This window comes from Mucilaginibacter robiniae (genome assembly GCF_012849215.1).
In the GTDB taxonomy this organism is placed as follows: Bacteria; Bacteroidota; Bacteroidia; order Sphingobacteriales; family Sphingobacteriaceae; genus Mucilaginibacter; species Mucilaginibacter robiniae.
Window position 1 is genome coordinate 2,602,834 of the sequence record NZ_CP051682.1, and the last position, 18,360, is coordinate 2,621,193.

An 18,360-nucleotide genomic window follows, 5' to 3' on the forward strand; every position below is an offset into this window, starting at 1 on the left:
AAATTCAAAAGGTAACAATCTTGAGAGGCATTATAGGGATGCAGATAATATAGTAAAATGTTGTAGTAGATGGCTTATGCACTACATTTTATAAATAAAAAAGCTGCACTCTGTTCTTTGGTGCAGCTTTTTTTAGGGGTTATTATATGTTATTGCGGTCGGTTGCCTAATCTGGGATCAGATTTAGGTTTCGTCCGGTATTCATGAGGAGGCTCAACACCTAATAAATTTTTAACAAAATAATCCCAGCGACGGCGCATCATGTAATAGGAATAGGTGCCATAGCCATGCGCGCTATTCGGGAATATAACTAAATCATAATCTTTGTTGGCCTTCTCTAAAGCTTCAACTACTAATAGTGTGTTGGAAGGCGGAACGTTATCATCCATCAAGCCATGGGCCAGCATGAGTTTGCCTTTTAAGTTTTGGGCAAAAATCTCGTTGGCATGTGCTGCGTAGTCAGATGCCGTAACTAAACCGTCATAGCGTTCGCCCCAATCGTCTTCATAATTGCGATTATCATGGTTGCCCGATTCAGAGATACCCACTTTAAAAAAGTCCGGATAACGGAACATAGCTGCTGCTGTAGCAAAACCGCCGCCTGAATGCCCCCAAATACCCACACGGTTAATGTCGATATAGGCGTACTTCTGTGCTAGTTGCTGTATGCCGGTAACCTGATCGGGTAAGGTATTTTCAGACATGTTGCCGTAGCTCATGTCATGAAAACTCTTAGAGCGCAGCGGATTGCTGGTGCCTTCAATGGCTACTACAACAAAGCCTAATTCAGCTAATGATTGGTTATCGCGAGTAGCAGCACCAAAAGACCAACCACCAGTACCGATGCTACCTCCCTGCGGGCCAGGATAGATATAATCAATAATTGGATATTTTTTGTTGGGATCCAGATGAGTAGGCACAAACATCAACCCATACAGGTCAGTTTTGCCGTCGTGAGCTTTTACTGTAATTGGTATAGGTGCCTTCCAGCCAGTTGCAGTTAATCTGGAAACGTCGGTTTTTTCAAGAGTAGTCAACAGCTTGCCGTTTAGGTTACGCAAAACTGTAACGGGCGGCATATCTGGTTTAGAATAAGTATCAACAAAGTAGCTACCTGAAGGTGAGAAGGTGACCTGATGGGTGCCAGCTTCTGGAGTAAGCACCGTAAAGTGTTTGCCATCAAAACCTACCCGGCATAGTTGACTAAAGTAAGGGTTTTCTGATTCACGACCTGTAGTCAGGAAGTACACTAAGCGATTTTTCTCATCTACCTTGAGTAGTTGGGTTACTAACCAGTTGCCTTTGGTAATTTGGTTTTTTAGTTTACCGGTTGAAGCATTGTACAAGTACAAGTGGCCCCAGTTATCACGTTCCGAGAACCAGATAATTTCGTTGGTTTTTTGCAGATAGCGCCAGTTAATGCTGCCCCAGCCCGACTCATACTGTGTAGGTATGGTTTCTTCAAACACCTCACGCACAGTGCCAGTGGTGGCGTTGGCAATACGGAATTTTTCCTGCTTATGATCGCGTGAGGTAGATACGAAAGCTAATTGTGAAGCATCCGCGTTCCAATCTATATCATCAAAAGTACCGCTGCTGGATATATCATCACTCAAGGTAGCGCGGTGCGGATCGGGCTGTACTTGCAATCGTACTACTTTGGGCTGATCTACATCAATAATTACGCGCTGAATCATGGCAATATTTTTATCGCCAGGTAGTGGATATTTCCAGCTGCGTAATTCTGGGTGCCCTACGTTAGTAGTAACCAAGTACATGTCGCCCACTTTGCGCTGATCTTGTTGAAAAGTAGCAATCTTTTTAGAATCAGGTGACCAACGCAATATAGCCCGGTCACTGTGCGACCAGCCGGCATTATCAGTTGCATAGCCAAAATCTTTTACACCATCAGTAGTAAGTTGGGTTTGCTGATTAGTTTTAGTATCGCGTACCCACAAGTTATAATCTTTAATAAAAGCCGCCCGTTTGCCATCAGGTGATAAAACTTCATTACCGGCACCACCACGTCTGCGTCCAAAGCCGGTTGCTGCTTCGTTGCTTGCCGGTTCTGTATCTTCAGCTACTTGTTGAGTTTGCAGGTTGTATTTCCATGACTTACCTTCTGCCTGAAATTTCACAAACCGGTTATCAGATGAAAAGCTAATGGTTTGAAAAGGTAACATAGCTGCTTGGTAGCTTTTCCCTGTAGCTGTTGAAAGCGCCATAGCCAATTTTTGATGATCAAACGCTACAGTGCGCGTTTTTTTTACCGGATCAACCAAAATGTACTCGCTTCCTTGAGCGGTGAGATCACGATACCAAAAACGATCATTAGGTTGCCAATTGGGGCGTACGTTGGCATGATCAATTAACGGTGCCGTGTTGTAGGTCATGAAACTTTCTGCATGTTCATAGTCCTTGGTGGTTAAAGTATTGCTCTGCTGAGCCTGTGCGCTCAGGGTAGTGGCTACAACCAAGGCCGGGAGTAAAATTTTATGCATAGCTGGCCAAATATGTTATGAGTATTGGATATAGTACGTGTTTGAACAAAAAAATCAATAAACAACAAAGTAACATTTTTAGAAAGTTATTTGCCCGTTATTGATAGTAAATTATTTGTTATAGCTAACCTGTACCATGAATGATCTGCTAATACTTGTACATATTAATCAAGCTGTATAAAATTTGAATGCTCTTATTGATAGTTTAAGCTTGACTAACCTAACGTGTAAAATCAACTAATTGAGTTTAGTTGATTTTTAAGTGTCAACTATACAGGTGTAGTTAAAATAATATCAACTTTAATAAATATTTACAAAGTTGTAATGTTCCTGATAGTTTTTTTGATATTATATATGCTATATAATTCATTTTAACACGAAATATAGTAAATGGATTTAGCTGGAGTCACTTACCACTTCAAATTAGTAAGATGTATTTATAAGAGGTTATTGGGAGGTTTTATAACAGAGTTCTTATAAACTGTTTAACTGAAAATAAATTTTGAGCGTTGGTTTAATAACAATTGCAATCGGTTGAAACATAGGCGTAGGCTATATTATAGGTTAGTCTTCGTAAAGGTGCCTATGTTTAGTATCTATTAATAAGAAAATTAATAACACACCGCAGCCTATAATAATTAAGCGAAGGAATTTATAATAACAAAATATTGTGTTAAAGTACTCCTGCGTGCAACTATGATGAATGTTAGGTTTTATAGCTGATACTATTTTGCCTTTACACTCTAATTCCTACTTTCTTGTTCAATAGAATAAAGAATACTATAGGCAATTATGTATTGCATAATGTTAAAATAGTATTATGCAGGCAGCGGAGTGCTCAACTACTTTTGAACTAATCAATTATATAATAATTTATGGGAAAATTTCTACGAATAGCTATGCTGTTTGTGTGTTTTTTTGCTTGTATCAGGGCTTTTGCTCAAGATGCAGGTACGAGAATTACTGGAACAGTATCAGACGACAAAGGTGTTACTCTGCCTGGTGTAACCGTTAAGGTAACCGGCACCTCGAATGCAGTAGTAACCAACTTAGATGGTAAATACACTATTACTGCCCCAGCCGGCGCAAAATCTTTAACCTACACTTTCGTAGGTATGGAAACGCATGTGGAAAATATTGCTGGCCGTACAGTAATTAATGCTACGCTTGGGCAATCCTCTAAAGCATTAAATGATGTAGTGGTGATTGGTTATGGTACCCAAAAAAGAGGCGACGTAAACGGTGCAATAGCTTCAGTAACAGCTACGCAAATAGCCGACATTCCACAACCCAGTGTTGACCAGATGTTGCAAGGTAAAGCAGCCGGTGTAACGGTTACTCAAAACTCAGGTGCGCCGGGTAGTGCAACTTCAGTTCACATACGTGGTATTACTGCGTTTGGTAACAGCGAGCCGCTGTATGTAATTGATGGGGTGGAAAGATCAGGTTCTGCACCAACTGCTGTATTGGGGAGGCCTGGTGGTGGTCAGGATGAAACCGGTGTGAGTGCATTAGCTACGCTGAACCCTGATGACATTGAATCTATCGACATTTTGAAAGATGCTTCAGCAACTGCCATTTATGGTAGCCGTGGCGCAAACGGTGTGGTAATCATCACGACCAAAAAAGGTAAAACCGGAACGCCAATTGTTACTTACGATGGTTTTGTAGGTATGCAGCAACAAGGCAAGTTTCTGGATATGATGAATTTGCAGCAATATGCTACTTTAGAAAACAGACTGGCTACTGCTTTCCGTATTCAACCTCGTGCTGAGTTTTCTGATCCAAGTGTTTTAGGCCCTGGTACCGATTGGCAAAAAGCTATTTTCCGTACCGCACTAGAGCAAAGCCATAATATTGCCGTTTCTGGCGCTAACAACAATACTGACTATTACGTTTCGGGAGGGTACTTTAAGCAAAATGGTACTATCATCGGTAGTAAATATGATCGTTATACTATCCGTACTTCTGTTAACTCGCAAGCCAAATCATGGTTGAAACTGGGTACTAGCTTAGGTGCAAGCCGAAGCAACGAAAGTTCAGTAATTGGTAATAACTCGGGTGTAATTTATTATGCTTTATTAGCTGCACCAGACCAAGCAGTTTATAATGCTGATGGTACTTATGCAGGTCCTCAAGAAGATGCGTCTGGTCAGCGTTTAGGTGGTCTTAATCCAGTTCAGCAAGCCTTAAGTATTACTAATAATACAGTTAGAAATAACGTAAACGGTAATCTTTATGCTGAAGTAAAATTCTTTAAAGATTTAAATTTACGATCAGAAGTTAGCGGTGATTTTAACTGGAACGATGCGCAAACCTTTAATCCAACTTATTCTTATGGTTCTCCGGGCAGCATTAATCCAATCAGTAATAATCTAGCTACTTTAAACCGCTTAATCAGTAACTCAAGTTACTGGAGCTGGAAAGAGTATTTCAACTATTCTCACACTTTTGGCAAGCATAGTGTTAGTGCATTGGCTGGTCGTGAGGTTTGGGAATCCAAATATGATAATGTTCCATTGTCAGGTTCAAACTTTGTGGCTGGTAATAACGTGCAAAGCATTGCCTTGGCTAATACAGTAGGTTCTACTATTGCTGAATCAAAAGGAACTACTACTATGGAGTCATATCTGGCTCGTGTAATTTATACTTTCAATAACCGGTATAGCATTACGGCTAATATTCGTAGTGATAAAAGCTCAAACTTTGCAGAAGGCCACCAAGTAGGTTATTTTCCTGGTGTGGCTGTATCCTGGAGATTGTCTGATGAACCGTTTTTATCTGGTATAAAATCATTTGCTGATAATATTAAAATCAGAGCCGGTTATGGTGAAGTAGGTAATTCTAACGTAGGTCAGTATGTATATGGTGCCTCACTTAGAGCAGTAGCTACTGCATTCGGTACAGGCTTCCTGATTAATAATGTAGCTAACCCTAACTTAACCTGGCAGCATGCTAAGCAAACCGATTTAGGTGTTGACTTTACATTGTTGAATCGTATTGATGGATCGGTAGATTACTACAACAAAACATCAAGCAAATTCCTGTTCCAACAACCGCTTCCTTATTTCTTGCTAGGTGGTCCAAACGAGTATGGTGATAACCCTGCTGGTATTAATCCTCCTTATATTAATGCTGGTCAAATTCGTAACCGTGGTATTGATATTACTTTAAACAGCCGTAACATTGTTACTAAAAACTTTAAATGGTCAACTAGTTTAACGTTTAGCCATTACAACAATAAAGTAACCTCACTTAACGGTGCTCCTGAAATCAATACTTCAGTAACTACCAGCTATATTAGCATTGCACCTACCAAAACATCAGTAGGTTTCCCTGTAGGTGAATTTTACGGCTATAAAGTGCAGGGTGTAGTTAAAACTCAGGCACAATTACAATACTTGGCTGCTCACCCGCAAAACGTAACTGGTACTACTCCGCAAGCGGTTACTAATGATCCAAACGTGTCAAATTCTATTTGGTTGGGTGACTTACAGTATGTAGACGTAAATGGAGACGGTAAAGTAGATGCTAATGACCGTACACAATTAGGTAGTCCTAACCCAACCTTTACTTATGGATTTACTAACACCTTTAACTACAAAGATTTTGATTTATCTATCTTCTTCTATGGTTCTTACGGTGGTAAAATCCTGAACGTGTTGGAATATCAAACTGCAGGTTTATCAAGTTTGTACCTGAACCAATTAGCATCAACCGCTAATTACTGGACACCAACCAACCCGAACTCCAATACGCCGGCACCACGTGCCGGTATTGATAATCCGAACTTGGTAATGTCTAACCGGTTTTTAGAAAGTGCCTCTTTCCTGCGTTTGCAAAATGCTCGCATAGGTTACAACTTACCAATAAGATGGGCTAAATATGCTAAACTAAGAACCTTAAAGGTGTACCTAAGTGGTCAAAACATATTCGTAATTTCTAAATACAAAGGTTTAGATCCGGAGGTAGGTTCATTGAATCAAAACCCTACCTTATCTAACGTTGATTTGGGCAGATATCCTATTCCTCGTGTATTAACCGTTGGCGTTAACGCATCATTTTAATCCTTTAGATTTTTCAATATGAAACAATATATAAAATATTTATTCAGCATGGCAGCTGTTGTGGGTATCACAGCTACCGGTTGTAAAAAAGAGTTTTTTAATCGTACGCCTGAATCGGGTGTTACTGTAGGTAACTATTACCAAACCGAAGATCAGGTAAGAGCCAGTACTAACGGATTATATGGTTCACCTTGGTTTGGTTGGAATAATAAAGCTGGTTGGGCTATTACTGAATTAGCCGGCGGTAATGGTCGTACGTACTCATCAGATGTGGTAGCATTTTTAAACTTAAACGTTTCCAATACTAACCCTGAAATACTTGCTGCCTGGGATTCACCTTTTACCGTTATCGCGCAAGCTAATGGTATATTAACCAATTTACCCACTACGGTACCATCTTCGGTATCAAAAACTGCGGTAAACAATGCTTTGGGCGAAGCGCATTTGATGCGAGCTGCCGCTTACTTTTATCTGGTAAGAGTATTTGGTAATGTGCCCCTCATTGAAAACCCGTTAGATTATGTAGGCAACTTTCAAAGCGTATATCCTAACCCGGTAACTGATGTTTATAAATTCATGGTACGTGATCTTCAATTTGCTGAAGCTAACTGCTCTGCTAGTGTTGCCACTACAGGCCATGGTTCAAGCGGTTCAGCATCGGCATTATTGGCTAAAGTGTATTTGTACATGCAGGATTATGCCAATGCTCGTAAAGAAGCTGAGAAAGTAATTGCCAGCGGCGAATTCTCCTTGTTGCCAAACTTTGGTGATCTTTTCCTGACAGCCAATAATAATAACAAAGAATCTATTTTGGCTATGCAGTGGATTTATAATGGTGGTTACGATTATGGTAACACTATCCAAGCATCATGGGCATTCAGTAGTGCTATCACACAAACTGGTGATGGCTACGGTGTGTTAGCGCCATCGTTTGACTTGCAAAGCGCTTTTGCAGCAGAAGGCTCAGACACTACTCGCCGCCATGCTACTTACATGGTAGGCGGAAGCTATTATCCTGAACTTAATAAAGCTGGTGGAGGTTATACTTTGCCTTTCAATGCCAGTTCGGCAGGCACACATGCTCAAGCTAAAAAGTATGTAGTAGGCTCGCCAGCTGATAACGGTGGTAAAAGTGCCGCTCAGGCATCTGGTAATAATACCTACATTATGCGTTATGCTGATGTTTTGTTGATTGAAGCTGAGGCCATATTAGGTCAGGAAGCTGGTGTTAGTGCAGGTAAAGGTATTCCTTTAACTGCCAGCACATCTAACGCTACAGCATTGCAATACTTTAATGCGGTTAGAACACGCGCTCATATTCCAAGTGTAACTAAGTTTACTTATAGTGATTTGTTATTGGAACGCCGTTGCGAGTTTGCATTAGAACAAGATTACTGGTTTGATTTGGGCCGTATTGATGGATACAATGTTACTTCGCATCCGGTAGCTACAGCTATCATCAATAATCAGGAAAGGGGTGACTCAAGTGGTGGTACTTCTCCTTATTATCGTGATTATACCATCTATAGCAAAAAGGCAACTATAACCGATGCGTTATTCTTGTTCCCAATTCCGGTAAGCGAAACTACGTCTGATCCAAACCTGTTAAAGGCACCGGTTCCATACACATTTAAATAAGACATTAAGTAAGTAATATGAAACAGACTAACAACTTAATAAAATACCTATTATCAGCAGTTCTGCTGGTAATAGGCTTCTCGTCCTGTAAAAAGGATAGTAACGGGCAGTTGGAGGGTAGTAAAGGAACGCCAACCATCAGCAGCGTACGTACCATCAGCAAATCAGTAGTTGATTCTTCAAAAACTGAAACTTATACGACTATTGCTAGTAACGGTACTTCTTCTTCCACCACCGTCTCTAACTATAACCCGCAAATATCAGCGTTTGATTCTACAACCACTACTGGTAAGCTGGGTAACTACTATGCAGCTATGGGGGATCATTTAGGTAGCGCAACCAAGGTCATGATTAATAATGTATCTATCCCATTTAACCGAGCTTTGAATTCTGATAATTCAGTAATATTCAACATACCAAGCAGTATTCCTTATGTACAGCCGCAGCCTAATACGTTAACTATTGTTACTTTATATGGAACGGTGACTTACAGTTTTACTACATTGCCACCAGCGCCAAGTATTTCTGCAGCATCAGATTATAATTTTACATCAGGTACAAAAATTACCCTTAAGGGTACTGGCTTCAGTGCAGTAACAGCCATAAAGCTTAGAGCAAGCAATGAGGCCGTAACTATAGTGACTAAAGCTGATACGCAGTTGGTAGTTACTATGCCTAAGAGTACCGCTACCAGATCAACTTTGTTGTTTACTTACACTTCTGGTTCTAGTACAGTACAAACAGCTTCAGGACAAGAGTTTGTTAACATAGATTTGGCTTATTCAATTTTTACAAACGGTCAATACCAAAATAACTGGACAAATAATTCTTGGGCAAATCCATCAGGAGCAACACCAACTGCACCTTCTATATCAGGTCAGGGTTCATTTGTGGCTACCTATCCTGCAGGTGGATGGCAAATTGAAGGCTTCGCTAATTATTCAGGAGGCTTTAAATATGATGCTTCTTACAAATACTTAACTTTCTGGGTAAAAGGTGGAACGGTAGATCACACGCTGGTATTGGTTGGTGACCAAATGGCTGGCGGAGATGCGCAGGTGCAAAATGCTAATGCTTATGCAGCTCAGTTGATTAAAGTGCCAGCGAAAGTTTGGACCTACTTCAAAATCCCGTTAACTACTTCACAAAGTTCAACTAACGTAAATCAATTGAACTATTGGGCTAAAGGAAATACAGCAACTACATTGCGTTTCTTCCTGATGGGGCAATCTGGCGATGTTAATGAAACCTACTACTTTGATGAAGTGATGTTTGTGAAATAAAGCTTATTCATATCTTGTAAATAAAAGCCATCCTGTACTAGGATGGCTTTTATTTTTATATGGCTTAATAGAATAATTCCAGCTAGTATAAAGTATGGCGTATAGCCATGTTTTTCTATGAATTAGTTTGATAAATTAGCAATATTGTTAAATTTGTATCATAGTCGGGTAAACACCTGCTAACCAATTATTGCCTTCCCATGAACGCAAATGTGATGCATGAAATTACGCCGCTTACACCCGGCGATTGTTTTACTATTTTCTCGAGAGTTAAGCAGAAATTTGATTTTCCGCTGCATTATCATGATGAGTATGAATTGAACCTGATTGTAAATGCACCGGGTGCGCGGCGCATTGTAGGCGGCCACATGGAAGTAATTGAGGATTTGGAGTTGGTGTTGGTAGGGCCTAATTTATACCATGCCTGGATGACGCATCAGTGCCAGAGTGAGGCTATTACCGAAGTAACTATACAGTTTCACCATGACTTATTTGATGAGAAACTCTTGAGGCGAAATCAATTAGGGTTTGTTAAAAACATGCTTGATCGTTCACAGCGTGGAGTGGCATTTTCGCGTGAAACCATACAGGTTATTAAAGATCGAATTATTTCTTTGAGTCAAAAAAGCGGCTTTGATTCAGTGCTGGAATTAATGTCTATACTGCATGATTTATCCATATCACGTAATATTAAAACACTTTCAGAACCTTTCTTTGCTAACGAAAAGCCTACTTACAATAGCCGTCGTATTGAAAAGGTATTTGAATATATGAATGCTAATTATAGCAAGCATATTACCTTGGCCGAAGTGGCTAAAATTGCCAATATGCCTGAAGCTTCATTTAGTCGTTTTATAAAAAAGAGAACTAATAAAACCTTTATTGATAGCTTAAATGAAATTCGCTTAGGCCATGCTTCCCGAATGCTGATTGACACCACTTATACTGTGGCTGAAATTGCTTATAAGTGCGGTTTTAATAATATTTCAAACTTTAATAGATTGTTCAAGCGCAAAAAGCTATGCATTCCTAAAGAGTTTAGAGAAACTTACATAGGTAGCCGAATTTTTATATAAACCACCTTACTGTAATGTCTTATTAAAGTGTAATTACATAGCTTTTAGTTAAAATAGTATTAGTTTGTTGCTGTTTGAGAAAATATATTTGAGCTATCAATTATAAGCACCTTTTGGTAGATGATTTATCCGGCTACTCATTAATAAGCCCGTGTTGTAAATAAATTATCCTTGCTGAAAATTTAGTATGAAGTTATCTTTCATAGATATAACTATAATCGTTTTATACCTATTAGCCACAGTATTTATTGGTTTTTGGTACCGTAAAAAAGCGCGCCAAAACAAAGAGAGTTACATGCTGGGTGGCAAAAGTTTGCCTTGGTATATGCTGGGGCTGAGTGATGCATCAGATATGTTCGACATAAGCGGTACCATGTGGATGGTGAGCCTGTGTTTTACTTACGGTATGAAAAGTATCTGGGTACCCTGGTTATGGCCGGTGTTTAACCAAATATTCTTAATGATGTACTTATCACGCTGGTTGCGCCGTTCCAATGCCACAACCGGTGCCGAATGGTTAGAAACGAGGTTTGGGATCAAAGGCCCTGGTGTAAGCAGTTCTCATAAAATTGTAATTGTTTTTGCTTTACTAAGCTGCCTCGCCTTTTTAGCGTATGGCTTTATCGGCTTAGGTAAGTTCATTGAAATTTTTATTCCGTGGAGCTATGTAAAAGCGTATGTGCCTTTTCAGGTAGCGCCGCAATATGTACCGCACGTATATGGTATTGTATTTACCCTGTTTGCCATGTTTTATTCTATACTGGGTGGTATGCACAGTATTGTAGTAGGCGATGTAATTAAGTATATCATCATGACGGTGGCTTGCATTTGGGTAGCAGTTATTGCAATTATTAAGCTGCAAAGTGGTACTATACACGTACCCGGCGGCTGGTATAGTCCGTTTTTCGGTACTCACTTGCAACTGGACTGGACTCGAATTATACCGGAGGTTAATCGAAAAATCAAGAGCGACGGTTACTCATTATTCGCTTTGTTTTTTATGATGATGACCTTTAAGGGATTTTTTGCAGCACTAGCTGGACCCGCTCCCAACTACGATATGCAAAAAATCTTATCTACCCGTTCGCCAGAGGAGGCCAGTAAGATGAGTGGTTTTGTGAACCTTATTCTGTTACCTATTCGTTATTCGCTGGTAATTAGTCTTACTGTATTAGGTTTGCTGTACTATAAACAAATGGACTTGCATGGTGCCAATGGCAGTATAGATTTTGAGCGTATATTACCTGAGGTAATCAATAACTTTCTGCCTGTAGGATTGATTGGTATTCTGCTGACCGGCCTATTGGGTGCTTTTATGGGTACCTTCAGCGGTACTGTTAATGCTGCACAAGCTTACATTGTAAATGATATTTACCTGAAATATTTCAACCCTAATGCTTCTACCAAAAAGGTAATTTACATGAATTACTTAGTAGGCATTGTGGTTGTTGGCATCGGCGTAATTTTAGGTTTTTTTGTTCGGGATGTAAACCAGATGCTCAACTGGATCGTGTCGGCCCTGTATGGCGGCTACATAGCAGCTAATGTATTAAAATGGCACTGGTGGCGTTTCAATGCCAATGGCTTCTTTTGGGGAATGCTTACTGGTATTGTTTCGGCTATGGTATTATCCAAATTAGTTACCGACAATCAATTACTTTATTATTTTCCGGTACTGTTTGGCTTGTCTTTAGCCGGTTCTATTATTGGCTCTTACGCCACGCCCCCTACGGAGGCTGCGGTGTTAAAATCTTTTTATGTCAATGTGCGTCCTTGGGGCTTTTGGGAACCTGTAAGAACGCAGGTGATGATTGATGACCCAAGCTTCCAACCCAACAGAAACTTCAAACTAAATATGTTCAATGTTGTGCTGGGTACCATAGCGCAGCTATGCCTCACCATACTACCCATGTATTTGATATTGATGCAGAAAATGCCTCTGCTAATTACTGTAGCTCTGCTAGCCATAATTATACTGATACTGAAAAAAACGTGGTGGGATAAATTAAAAGATTATTGATAATAATTATGATAAAGGATTTTGAAGCCAGATTGCAACAGCTAACCGAAGCTTATGAGCAATTGATACAGCAACCCAATGTGGCCGTACCTCATACCAATGGTATTTACCAGCGGTATCAAAACCCGGTGCTTACGGCAGCTCATGCGCCATTAACCTGGCGTTATGATTTTAATCTTGAAACCAACCCTTATCTTATGGAAAGGATTGGCGTAAACGCTGTCTTTAATGCAGGTGCCATTAAATGGAATAACAAGTACCTAATGGTGGCCCGTGTAGAAGGTGCTGACCGCAAATCGTTTTTTGCTGTGGCCGAAAGTCCGAATGGGGTAGATAATTTTCGCTTTTGGGATTATCCTATTGCCTTACCGGAAACTGATGATCCTGACGTGAATGTATATGATATACGCCTGACTGAACACGAGGATGGTTGGATATATGGCTTATTCTGTACCGAGCGTCGTGATCCCGAAGCGCCAGCGTACGACCAATCAATGGCTATTGCCGCCTGTGGTATAGCACGTACCAAAGATTTTATGACTTGGGAGCGTTTGGCAGATTTGAAAACCAATTCTCCGCAGCAGCGCAATGTGGTGCTGCATCCGGAGTTCGTTGATGGGCAATATGCCTTTTATACTCGTCCGCAAGATGGTTTTATTAGCGCTGGTACAGGTGGTGGTATTGGGTTCGGATTAAGCACCAGTATGGAGAATGCCTATATCGGTAAAGAAGCCATTATTGATAATAAAGCTTATCATACCGTTTATGAAGCTAAAAACGGACAAGGGCCAACCCCTATTAAAACCGCAAAGGGATGGCTGCACCTGGCACATGGTGTACGTAATACGGCTGCCGGCTTGCGTTATGTGCTGTATATGTTTATGACATCGCTGGATGATTTGACTAAAGTAATATACAAGCCTGCCGGTTATTTTATAGCGCCTGAAGGTATAGAGCGTGTGGGCGATGTATCTAACGTCGCTTTCTCAAACGGCTGGATTAAGGATGAGGATGGCACGGTATATATTTATTATGCTTCATCTGACACCCGTATGCATGTAGCGGTATCTTCTATTGAGCAGCTGGTGGATTATGTAATGCATACACCGGCCGATGGTTTTAAATCGGCAGTGTCGGTACAGAGCATCTATAAATTGATAGAAAGCAATAAGCAGGCTGCTTTAAGCCTTTCACATCATAATTAAGTGTCAGAATGCTGCTACAATCTACAATAGAGCAACAACTTATTACTTTTAAAGAGGAAGTCACAACAGAGTTGCACCAAATACTCTCGTATTGGCTTACCCATACGCCCGATCAGGAAAATGGTGGCTTTTATGGCAAAATAGACCATCAAAATCATGTATATGCCAATGCACCTAAAGGTTCGGTATTACATGCCAGAATTTTGTGGGCATTTTCGGCTGCTTATAACTTATATTCTGATGAAAGTTACAAGCAACAAGCAGAAAGATCCTATCTATATCTACTAAGCAATTTTATAGATAAATCCTATGGTGGAATTTACTGGACGGTTACTTACGATGGAAAGCCGCTAGATACCAAAAAGCAGGTATATGCTAATGCTTTTGTTATTTATGCCTTAGCCGAGTACCACAAGACTTTCGGGAATGAGGATGCAAAGCAGCTAGCTATTAGTTTGTACCGGTTGTTGGTTAAAAAAAGCTATGATACAGCGCAAGCCGGTTATCTGGAAGCTTTTACCCGCGAGTGGCAACCTATTAGCGACTTGCGCCTGAGTGCTAAAGATGCTAATGAGAAGAAAACCATGAATACCCATTTGCATGTACTGGAGGCCTATGCTAACCTATACCGCATTTGGCCAGATAAAGGTTTAAAGCAACAGATAGCTACCCTGCTCGATAATTTCATTAACCATATTATTGATGCACAAACGCATCATTTAATCTTGTTTTTTGATGAGAACTGGAACCAACGATCCGATACAATATCATACGGGCACGATATCGAAGCTTCTTGGCTATTGCTGGAAGCTGCCGAAATTATTGGTGATGAAAGTCGTATAGCTCAGCTTAAAAAACTAGCTGTTGAAATGGCTGAGGCAACTACTGAAGGCTTGGATGCCGATGGTGGTTTATGGTACGAATATGAACCTGCCGGGCAGCACCTGATTAAAGAAAAACACTGGTGGGTACAAGCCGAAGCCATAGTAGGTTTTTACAATGCCTGGCAAATTACAGACAATGTGAAGTATGCTGAGCTGGCATTAAACAATTGGAACTTTGTTAAGCAACATATTTTGGATCGTGAAAATGGAGAATGGGTGTGGGGCATAACGGCCGATGGCAGCTTAATGCTTGGTGAAGATAAAGCTGGTTTATGGAAATGCCCTTACCATAACAGTCGTACTTGTTTAGAAATTATTAAACGAATTAAATAAATAGCTATGCTGTTAAAATTGAAGGTTGGTCTGGTCTGTAATTTTAGCGTAATAGCACCAATATAACTATCTATACTATGAAGAAAACAGTTGGTCAAATTTTATGGATGGGCGTATTTACGCTGCTCTCTACCTCATCTCTGCTAGCGCAAACCGGCAATGAAGCGCCTGTGAAAGTTGAAAAAGCAAGTCGCGTTAATAAAGTAACCAACCTGGCACCTACACCACCTATGGGCTGGAACAGCTGGAATACTTTTCAAACCAATATCAACGAGCAATTGCTGCGTAATATGGTAGATGTATATGTATCATCAGGCATGAAGGATGCCGGTTACCGGTATTTTACGCTGGATGATGGCTGGATGTCGATGGAGCGTGATCAGAACGGGCAATTAGTGGCCGATCCTAAAAAGTTTCCATCCGGCATGAAAGCTTTTGCTGATTATGTGCATAGCAAAGGATTGAAATTCGGCATCTATAACTGCGCCGGTGATAAAACCTGTGCTGGCTACCCCGGTACACGCGGACATGAGTATGAAGATGCTCGTTTGTACGCCTCATGGGGCGTAGATTTGTTGAAGTACGATTGGTGCAATACCGATAGTTTAAACGCTCGTGAGGCTTACATCACAATGGCTCGTGCCTTACAGGCCACCGGCCGGCCTATTTTGTTCAGCTTGTGCGAGTGGGGTAATCACCAGCCTTGGCTTTGGGCTGATGGTGTAGGCGAAATGTACCGGGCTACTGGTGATATTACCGCCAATTTTGATAAAGACAAGCACATGGGTACCTGGACGGCCTTAAGTGTACTAACCATTGTGGATAAACAACCAGCCATCAGGCAATATAATGGGCCCAACCACTGGAATGATGCTGATATGTTGGAGGTGGGTAATGGCATGAGCTATGGCGAAGATAAAGCGCATTTTACCATGTGGTGTATGCTAGCGGCTCCCTTAGTAGCTGGTAATGATCTGCGCAAAATGTCGGCTCAAACCCGTGGTATTTTAACTGACAAGGAAGCTATAGCAATCAATCAGGATGCTATGGGTGTAGCTGCTTACCGTATTTCGGGTAATGCTGATGGGGTTGAGATTTGGATAAAGCCGTTAAGTAATAAAAACTGGGCGATATGCTTTTTAAACCGGAGTGCACAACCACAAACGGTAGATTATAACTGGACCAAAAATGCACTGCATGATGCTCAAACAAAGCAGGATGCTGATTTTACCAAAACTACTTACAAATTGCATAGTCTATGGGATAAGAAAGATATCGGCACTACCAAAAAAGCTTTTAAGCAAACCATTCCTGCGCATGATGTGGTGCTGTTAACTTTAAAACAATCTTAAACGCAGTAAGCCGTTATCGTTTTTACATGAAAAATTTTGTAGGCTTAGCTTTAACGCTTTTAGTCAGTTTAGCAGCGCAAGCCACTATCCGGTTGCCGCATTTGGTTGGCAATCATATGGTATTGCAGCGCAATAAACCTATTCATATCTGGGGATGGGCTGATGCAGGCGAAAAGGTATCTGTAAGCTTCAATAATTATAATTATCTAGCCACTGCTAACGTAAAAGGCGAGTGGGGTTTACAGTTGCCCAAAATGCAGGCTGGTGGTCCATACCAGATGGTATTGCAGGGAAGTAACAAGATAGTGCTTAGCGATATATTAATCGGCGATGTATGGGTATGTTCCGGGCAATCCAACATGGAGTTTCCTTTATCCATAGCTAAAAATGCTGACGAAGAGATACGAAATGCCAATTACCCCAACATCCGTTTATACACAGTTAACAAAACGATAGCGCTAAAGCCAGTTGATGATACCCAAGGCCAATGGTTGACATGCAATAGCGAAACAGTAGCTAACTTTTCAGCTATCGGTTACTTCTTTGCTCGTGAGATTCAACAAAAGCTGCATGTTCCTATCGGTTTAATTCATGCCAGTTGGGGCGGTACGGTGGTAGAAACCTGGATTAGTACCGAAGGTTTAGCTGGCGAACCCACCTTTGCCCAGTCAGCAACGCAGGTAGCTGGTTTAGATACGTTATCTTATAACACCACACACCGGCAGCAATATGCCGCTTGGATAGCTAACTTTCAGCAACAGGATACAGGTACGCAAAACGGCCAAGCAATATGGGCTGCACCCGAGCTGAACACAGCCGATTGGAAGCCAATTAATTTACCCATTATATGGGAGTGGACAGGCATAGATGATTTATGGAACATGGATGGTACAGTATGGTTCCGTAAAAAGATTACCCTGACCAAAGCGGATTTACAAGGTAATGCTATGTTAAGCTTAGGTGTGATACAAAACGCCGATGTAACTTATGTAAATGGTATTGAGGTTGGGCGCATACCTGAAGCTTGGGGCAAATACCGTTCGTACGCTATTCCAACTTCCGTGTTGAAAGAAGGGGAAAATGTAATTGCCGTTAAGGTAGAAAACTACGGCGGCGATGGCGGCTTTACCGATCCTGCCAAAAACTTTTATTTGAAAACAGCTAGCCGGAAAATAGACATAGCAGGCGAATGGCAGTTTAAAATAGGTTATAAACTGACTAAGTCCGACCGACCAGCTAAAGAATTCGGCCCTAATAATGCACCAACGTTGCTGTACAATGGCATGATTAACCCATTGACACGGTATGGCATTAAAGGGGTATTATGGTATCAGGGTGAGTCGAACTGGTTTAGGGGGCATCAGTACCGTGATTTGTTTCCGCGCCTGATTACAGATTGGCGGCAAAAGTTTAAACAGGACGATTTTCCGTTCTTGTATGTACAATTAGCCAATTATCAGCGTAAATCAGCTACACCCTACGGTTCTTACTGGGCCGAAGTGCGCGAAGCGCAAGATAGGACCTTAAAACTAAAAAATACCGGCATGGTTACCGCTATTGATGTGGGCGATGCCGGAAATATTCATCCTAAAAACAAGCAGGCTGTAGGTCATCGTTTGGTGTTGCTGGCCGAACAGCAAGTGTACAATTTGCCGGTTAAAGGGCAAGAGCCACGATTGGCATCTTACCAGGTAAAAGGTGATTACATACTGGTAAACATTAAAAATGCAGGTGACGGGTTGAAAGCTAATGGCGAACCCGGCGCTTTTCAGATAGCAGGTGCCGATCAGCAATTTCACTGGGCACAGGCTAAGATAGTAAGTAAAAGCACCATAAAGGTTTATGCTAAGGAAGTGTCTGCTCCGGTTGCCGTGCGTTATGCCTGGGAAGATAACCCAGCAGATGCCAACATTTACAATAGCGAGAATTTGCCACTATTCCCTTTCCGAACAGATGCGTGGAAAGGCTTATCAGACAATAATACGGTAGATAAATAAACCG

10 protein-coding genes are annotated in these 18,360 nt (G+C 41.1%); 9 read left to right on the forward strand and 1 reads right to left on the reverse strand.

Annotated elements, in window-relative coordinates:
• Positions 1 to 149 precede the first annotated feature (149 nt).
• Positions 150 to 2,501 (reverse strand): S9 family peptidase, encoded by a 2,352-nt coding sequence (locus HH214_RS11620; RefSeq protein ID WP_169607836.1) that lies wholly within the window; start codon positions 2,499 to 2,501, stop codon positions 150 to 152.
• 875 nt (positions 2,502 to 3,376) lie between these two features.
• Here HH214_RS11620 and HH214_RS11625 point away from each other — a divergent pair.
• The 9 genes from HH214_RS11625 (at position 3,377) to HH214_RS11665 (ending at position 18,356) form a co-directional block, all read left to right on the forward strand.
• Positions 3,377 to 6,568 carry a SusC/RagA family TonB-linked outer membrane protein gene (locus HH214_RS11625; protein WP_169607838.1) on the forward strand — a complete coding sequence of 1,064 codons (3,192 nt, stop codon included), beginning with the start codon at positions 3,377 to 3,379 and terminating at the stop codon, positions 6,566 to 6,568.
• Positions 6,569 to 6,586: 18 nt separating this feature from the next.
• Positions 6,587 to 8,206, forward strand: a complete 1,620-nt coding sequence (locus HH214_RS11630; protein WP_169607840.1) for a RagB/SusD family nutrient uptake outer membrane protein — start codon at positions 6,587 to 6,589, stop codon at positions 8,204 to 8,206.
• A gap of 17 nt (positions 8,207 to 8,223) precedes the next feature.
• On the forward strand, positions 8,224 to 9,489 hold the full coding sequence (locus tag HH214_RS11635; RefSeq protein WP_169607842.1) for an IPT/TIG domain-containing protein: 1,266 nt from the start codon (positions 8,224 to 8,226) through the stop codon (positions 9,487 to 9,489).
• Between the two features lie 200 nt (positions 9,490 to 9,689).
• Positions 9,690 to 10,565: an AraC family transcriptional regulator gene (locus tag HH214_RS11640; protein ID WP_169607844.1), complete on the forward strand. Its 876-nt coding sequence runs from the start codon at positions 9,690 to 9,692 to the stop codon at positions 10,563 to 10,565.
• 187 nt (positions 10,566 to 10,752) lie between these two features.
• Positions 10,753 to 12,585 carry a sodium:solute symporter family protein gene (locus tag HH214_RS11645; RefSeq protein ID WP_169607846.1) on the forward strand — a complete coding sequence of 611 codons (1,833 nt, stop codon included), beginning with the start codon at positions 10,753 to 10,755 and terminating at the stop codon, positions 12,583 to 12,585.
• Between the two features lie 8 nt (positions 12,586 to 12,593).
• Positions 12,594 to 13,790: a glycoside hydrolase family 130 protein gene (locus tag HH214_RS11650; RefSeq protein ID WP_169607848.1), complete on the forward strand. Its 1,197-nt coding sequence runs from the start codon at positions 12,594 to 12,596 to the stop codon at positions 13,788 to 13,790.
• Positions 13,791 to 13,798: 8 nt separating this feature from the next.
• Positions 13,799 to 15,007, forward strand: a complete 1,209-nt coding sequence (locus HH214_RS11655; protein WP_169607850.1) for an AGE family epimerase/isomerase — start codon at positions 13,799 to 13,801, stop codon at positions 15,005 to 15,007.
• 77 nt (positions 15,008 to 15,084) lie between these two features.
• Complete coding sequence (locus HH214_RS11660; RefSeq protein WP_169607852.1) at positions 15,085 to 16,359, forward strand: glycoside hydrolase family 27 protein; 1,275 nt, start codon at positions 15,085 to 15,087, stop codon at positions 16,357 to 16,359.
• Between the two features lie 26 nt (positions 16,360 to 16,385).
• Positions 16,386 to 18,356 (forward strand): sialate O-acetylesterase, encoded by a 1,971-nt coding sequence (locus tag HH214_RS11665; RefSeq protein ID WP_169607854.1) that lies wholly within the window; start codon positions 16,386 to 16,388, stop codon positions 18,354 to 18,356.
• Positions 18,357 to 18,360: the final 4 nt, after the last annotated feature.

Bases quoted from the DNA above. Each gene is read 5' to 3' on its own strand.
- HH214_RS11620 (WP_169607836.1), bottom strand. From the start codon at position 2,501: ATGCATAAAATTTTACTCCCGGCCTTGGTTGTAGCCACTACCCTGAGC.
- HH214_RS11625 (WP_169607838.1), top strand. From the start codon at position 3,377: ATGGGAAAATTTCTACGAATAGCTATGCTGTTTGTGTGTTTTTTTGCT.
- HH214_RS11630 (WP_169607840.1), top strand. From the start codon at position 6,587: ATGAAACAATATATAAAATATTTATTCAGCATGGCAGCTGTTGTGGGT.
- HH214_RS11635 (WP_169607842.1), top strand. From the start codon at position 8,224: ATGAAACAGACTAACAACTTAATAAAATACCTATTATCAGCAGTTCTG.
- HH214_RS11640 (WP_169607844.1), top strand. From the start codon at position 9,690: ATGAACGCAAATGTGATGCATGAAATTACGCCGCTTACACCCGGCGAT.
- HH214_RS11645 (WP_169607846.1), top strand. From the start codon at position 10,753: ATGAAGTTATCTTTCATAGATATAACTATAATCGTTTTATACCTATTA.
- HH214_RS11650 (WP_169607848.1), top strand. From the start codon at position 12,594: ATGATAAAGGATTTTGAAGCCAGATTGCAACAGCTAACCGAAGCTTAT.
- HH214_RS11655 (WP_169607850.1), top strand. From the start codon at position 13,799: ATGCTGCTACAATCTACAATAGAGCAACAACTTATTACTTTTAAAGAG.
- HH214_RS11660 (WP_169607852.1), top strand. From the start codon at position 15,085: ATGAAGAAAACAGTTGGTCAAATTTTATGGATGGGCGTATTTACGCTG.
- HH214_RS11665 (WP_169607854.1), top strand. From the start codon at position 16,386: ATGAAAAATTTTGTAGGCTTAGCTTTAACGCTTTTAGTCAGTTTAGCA.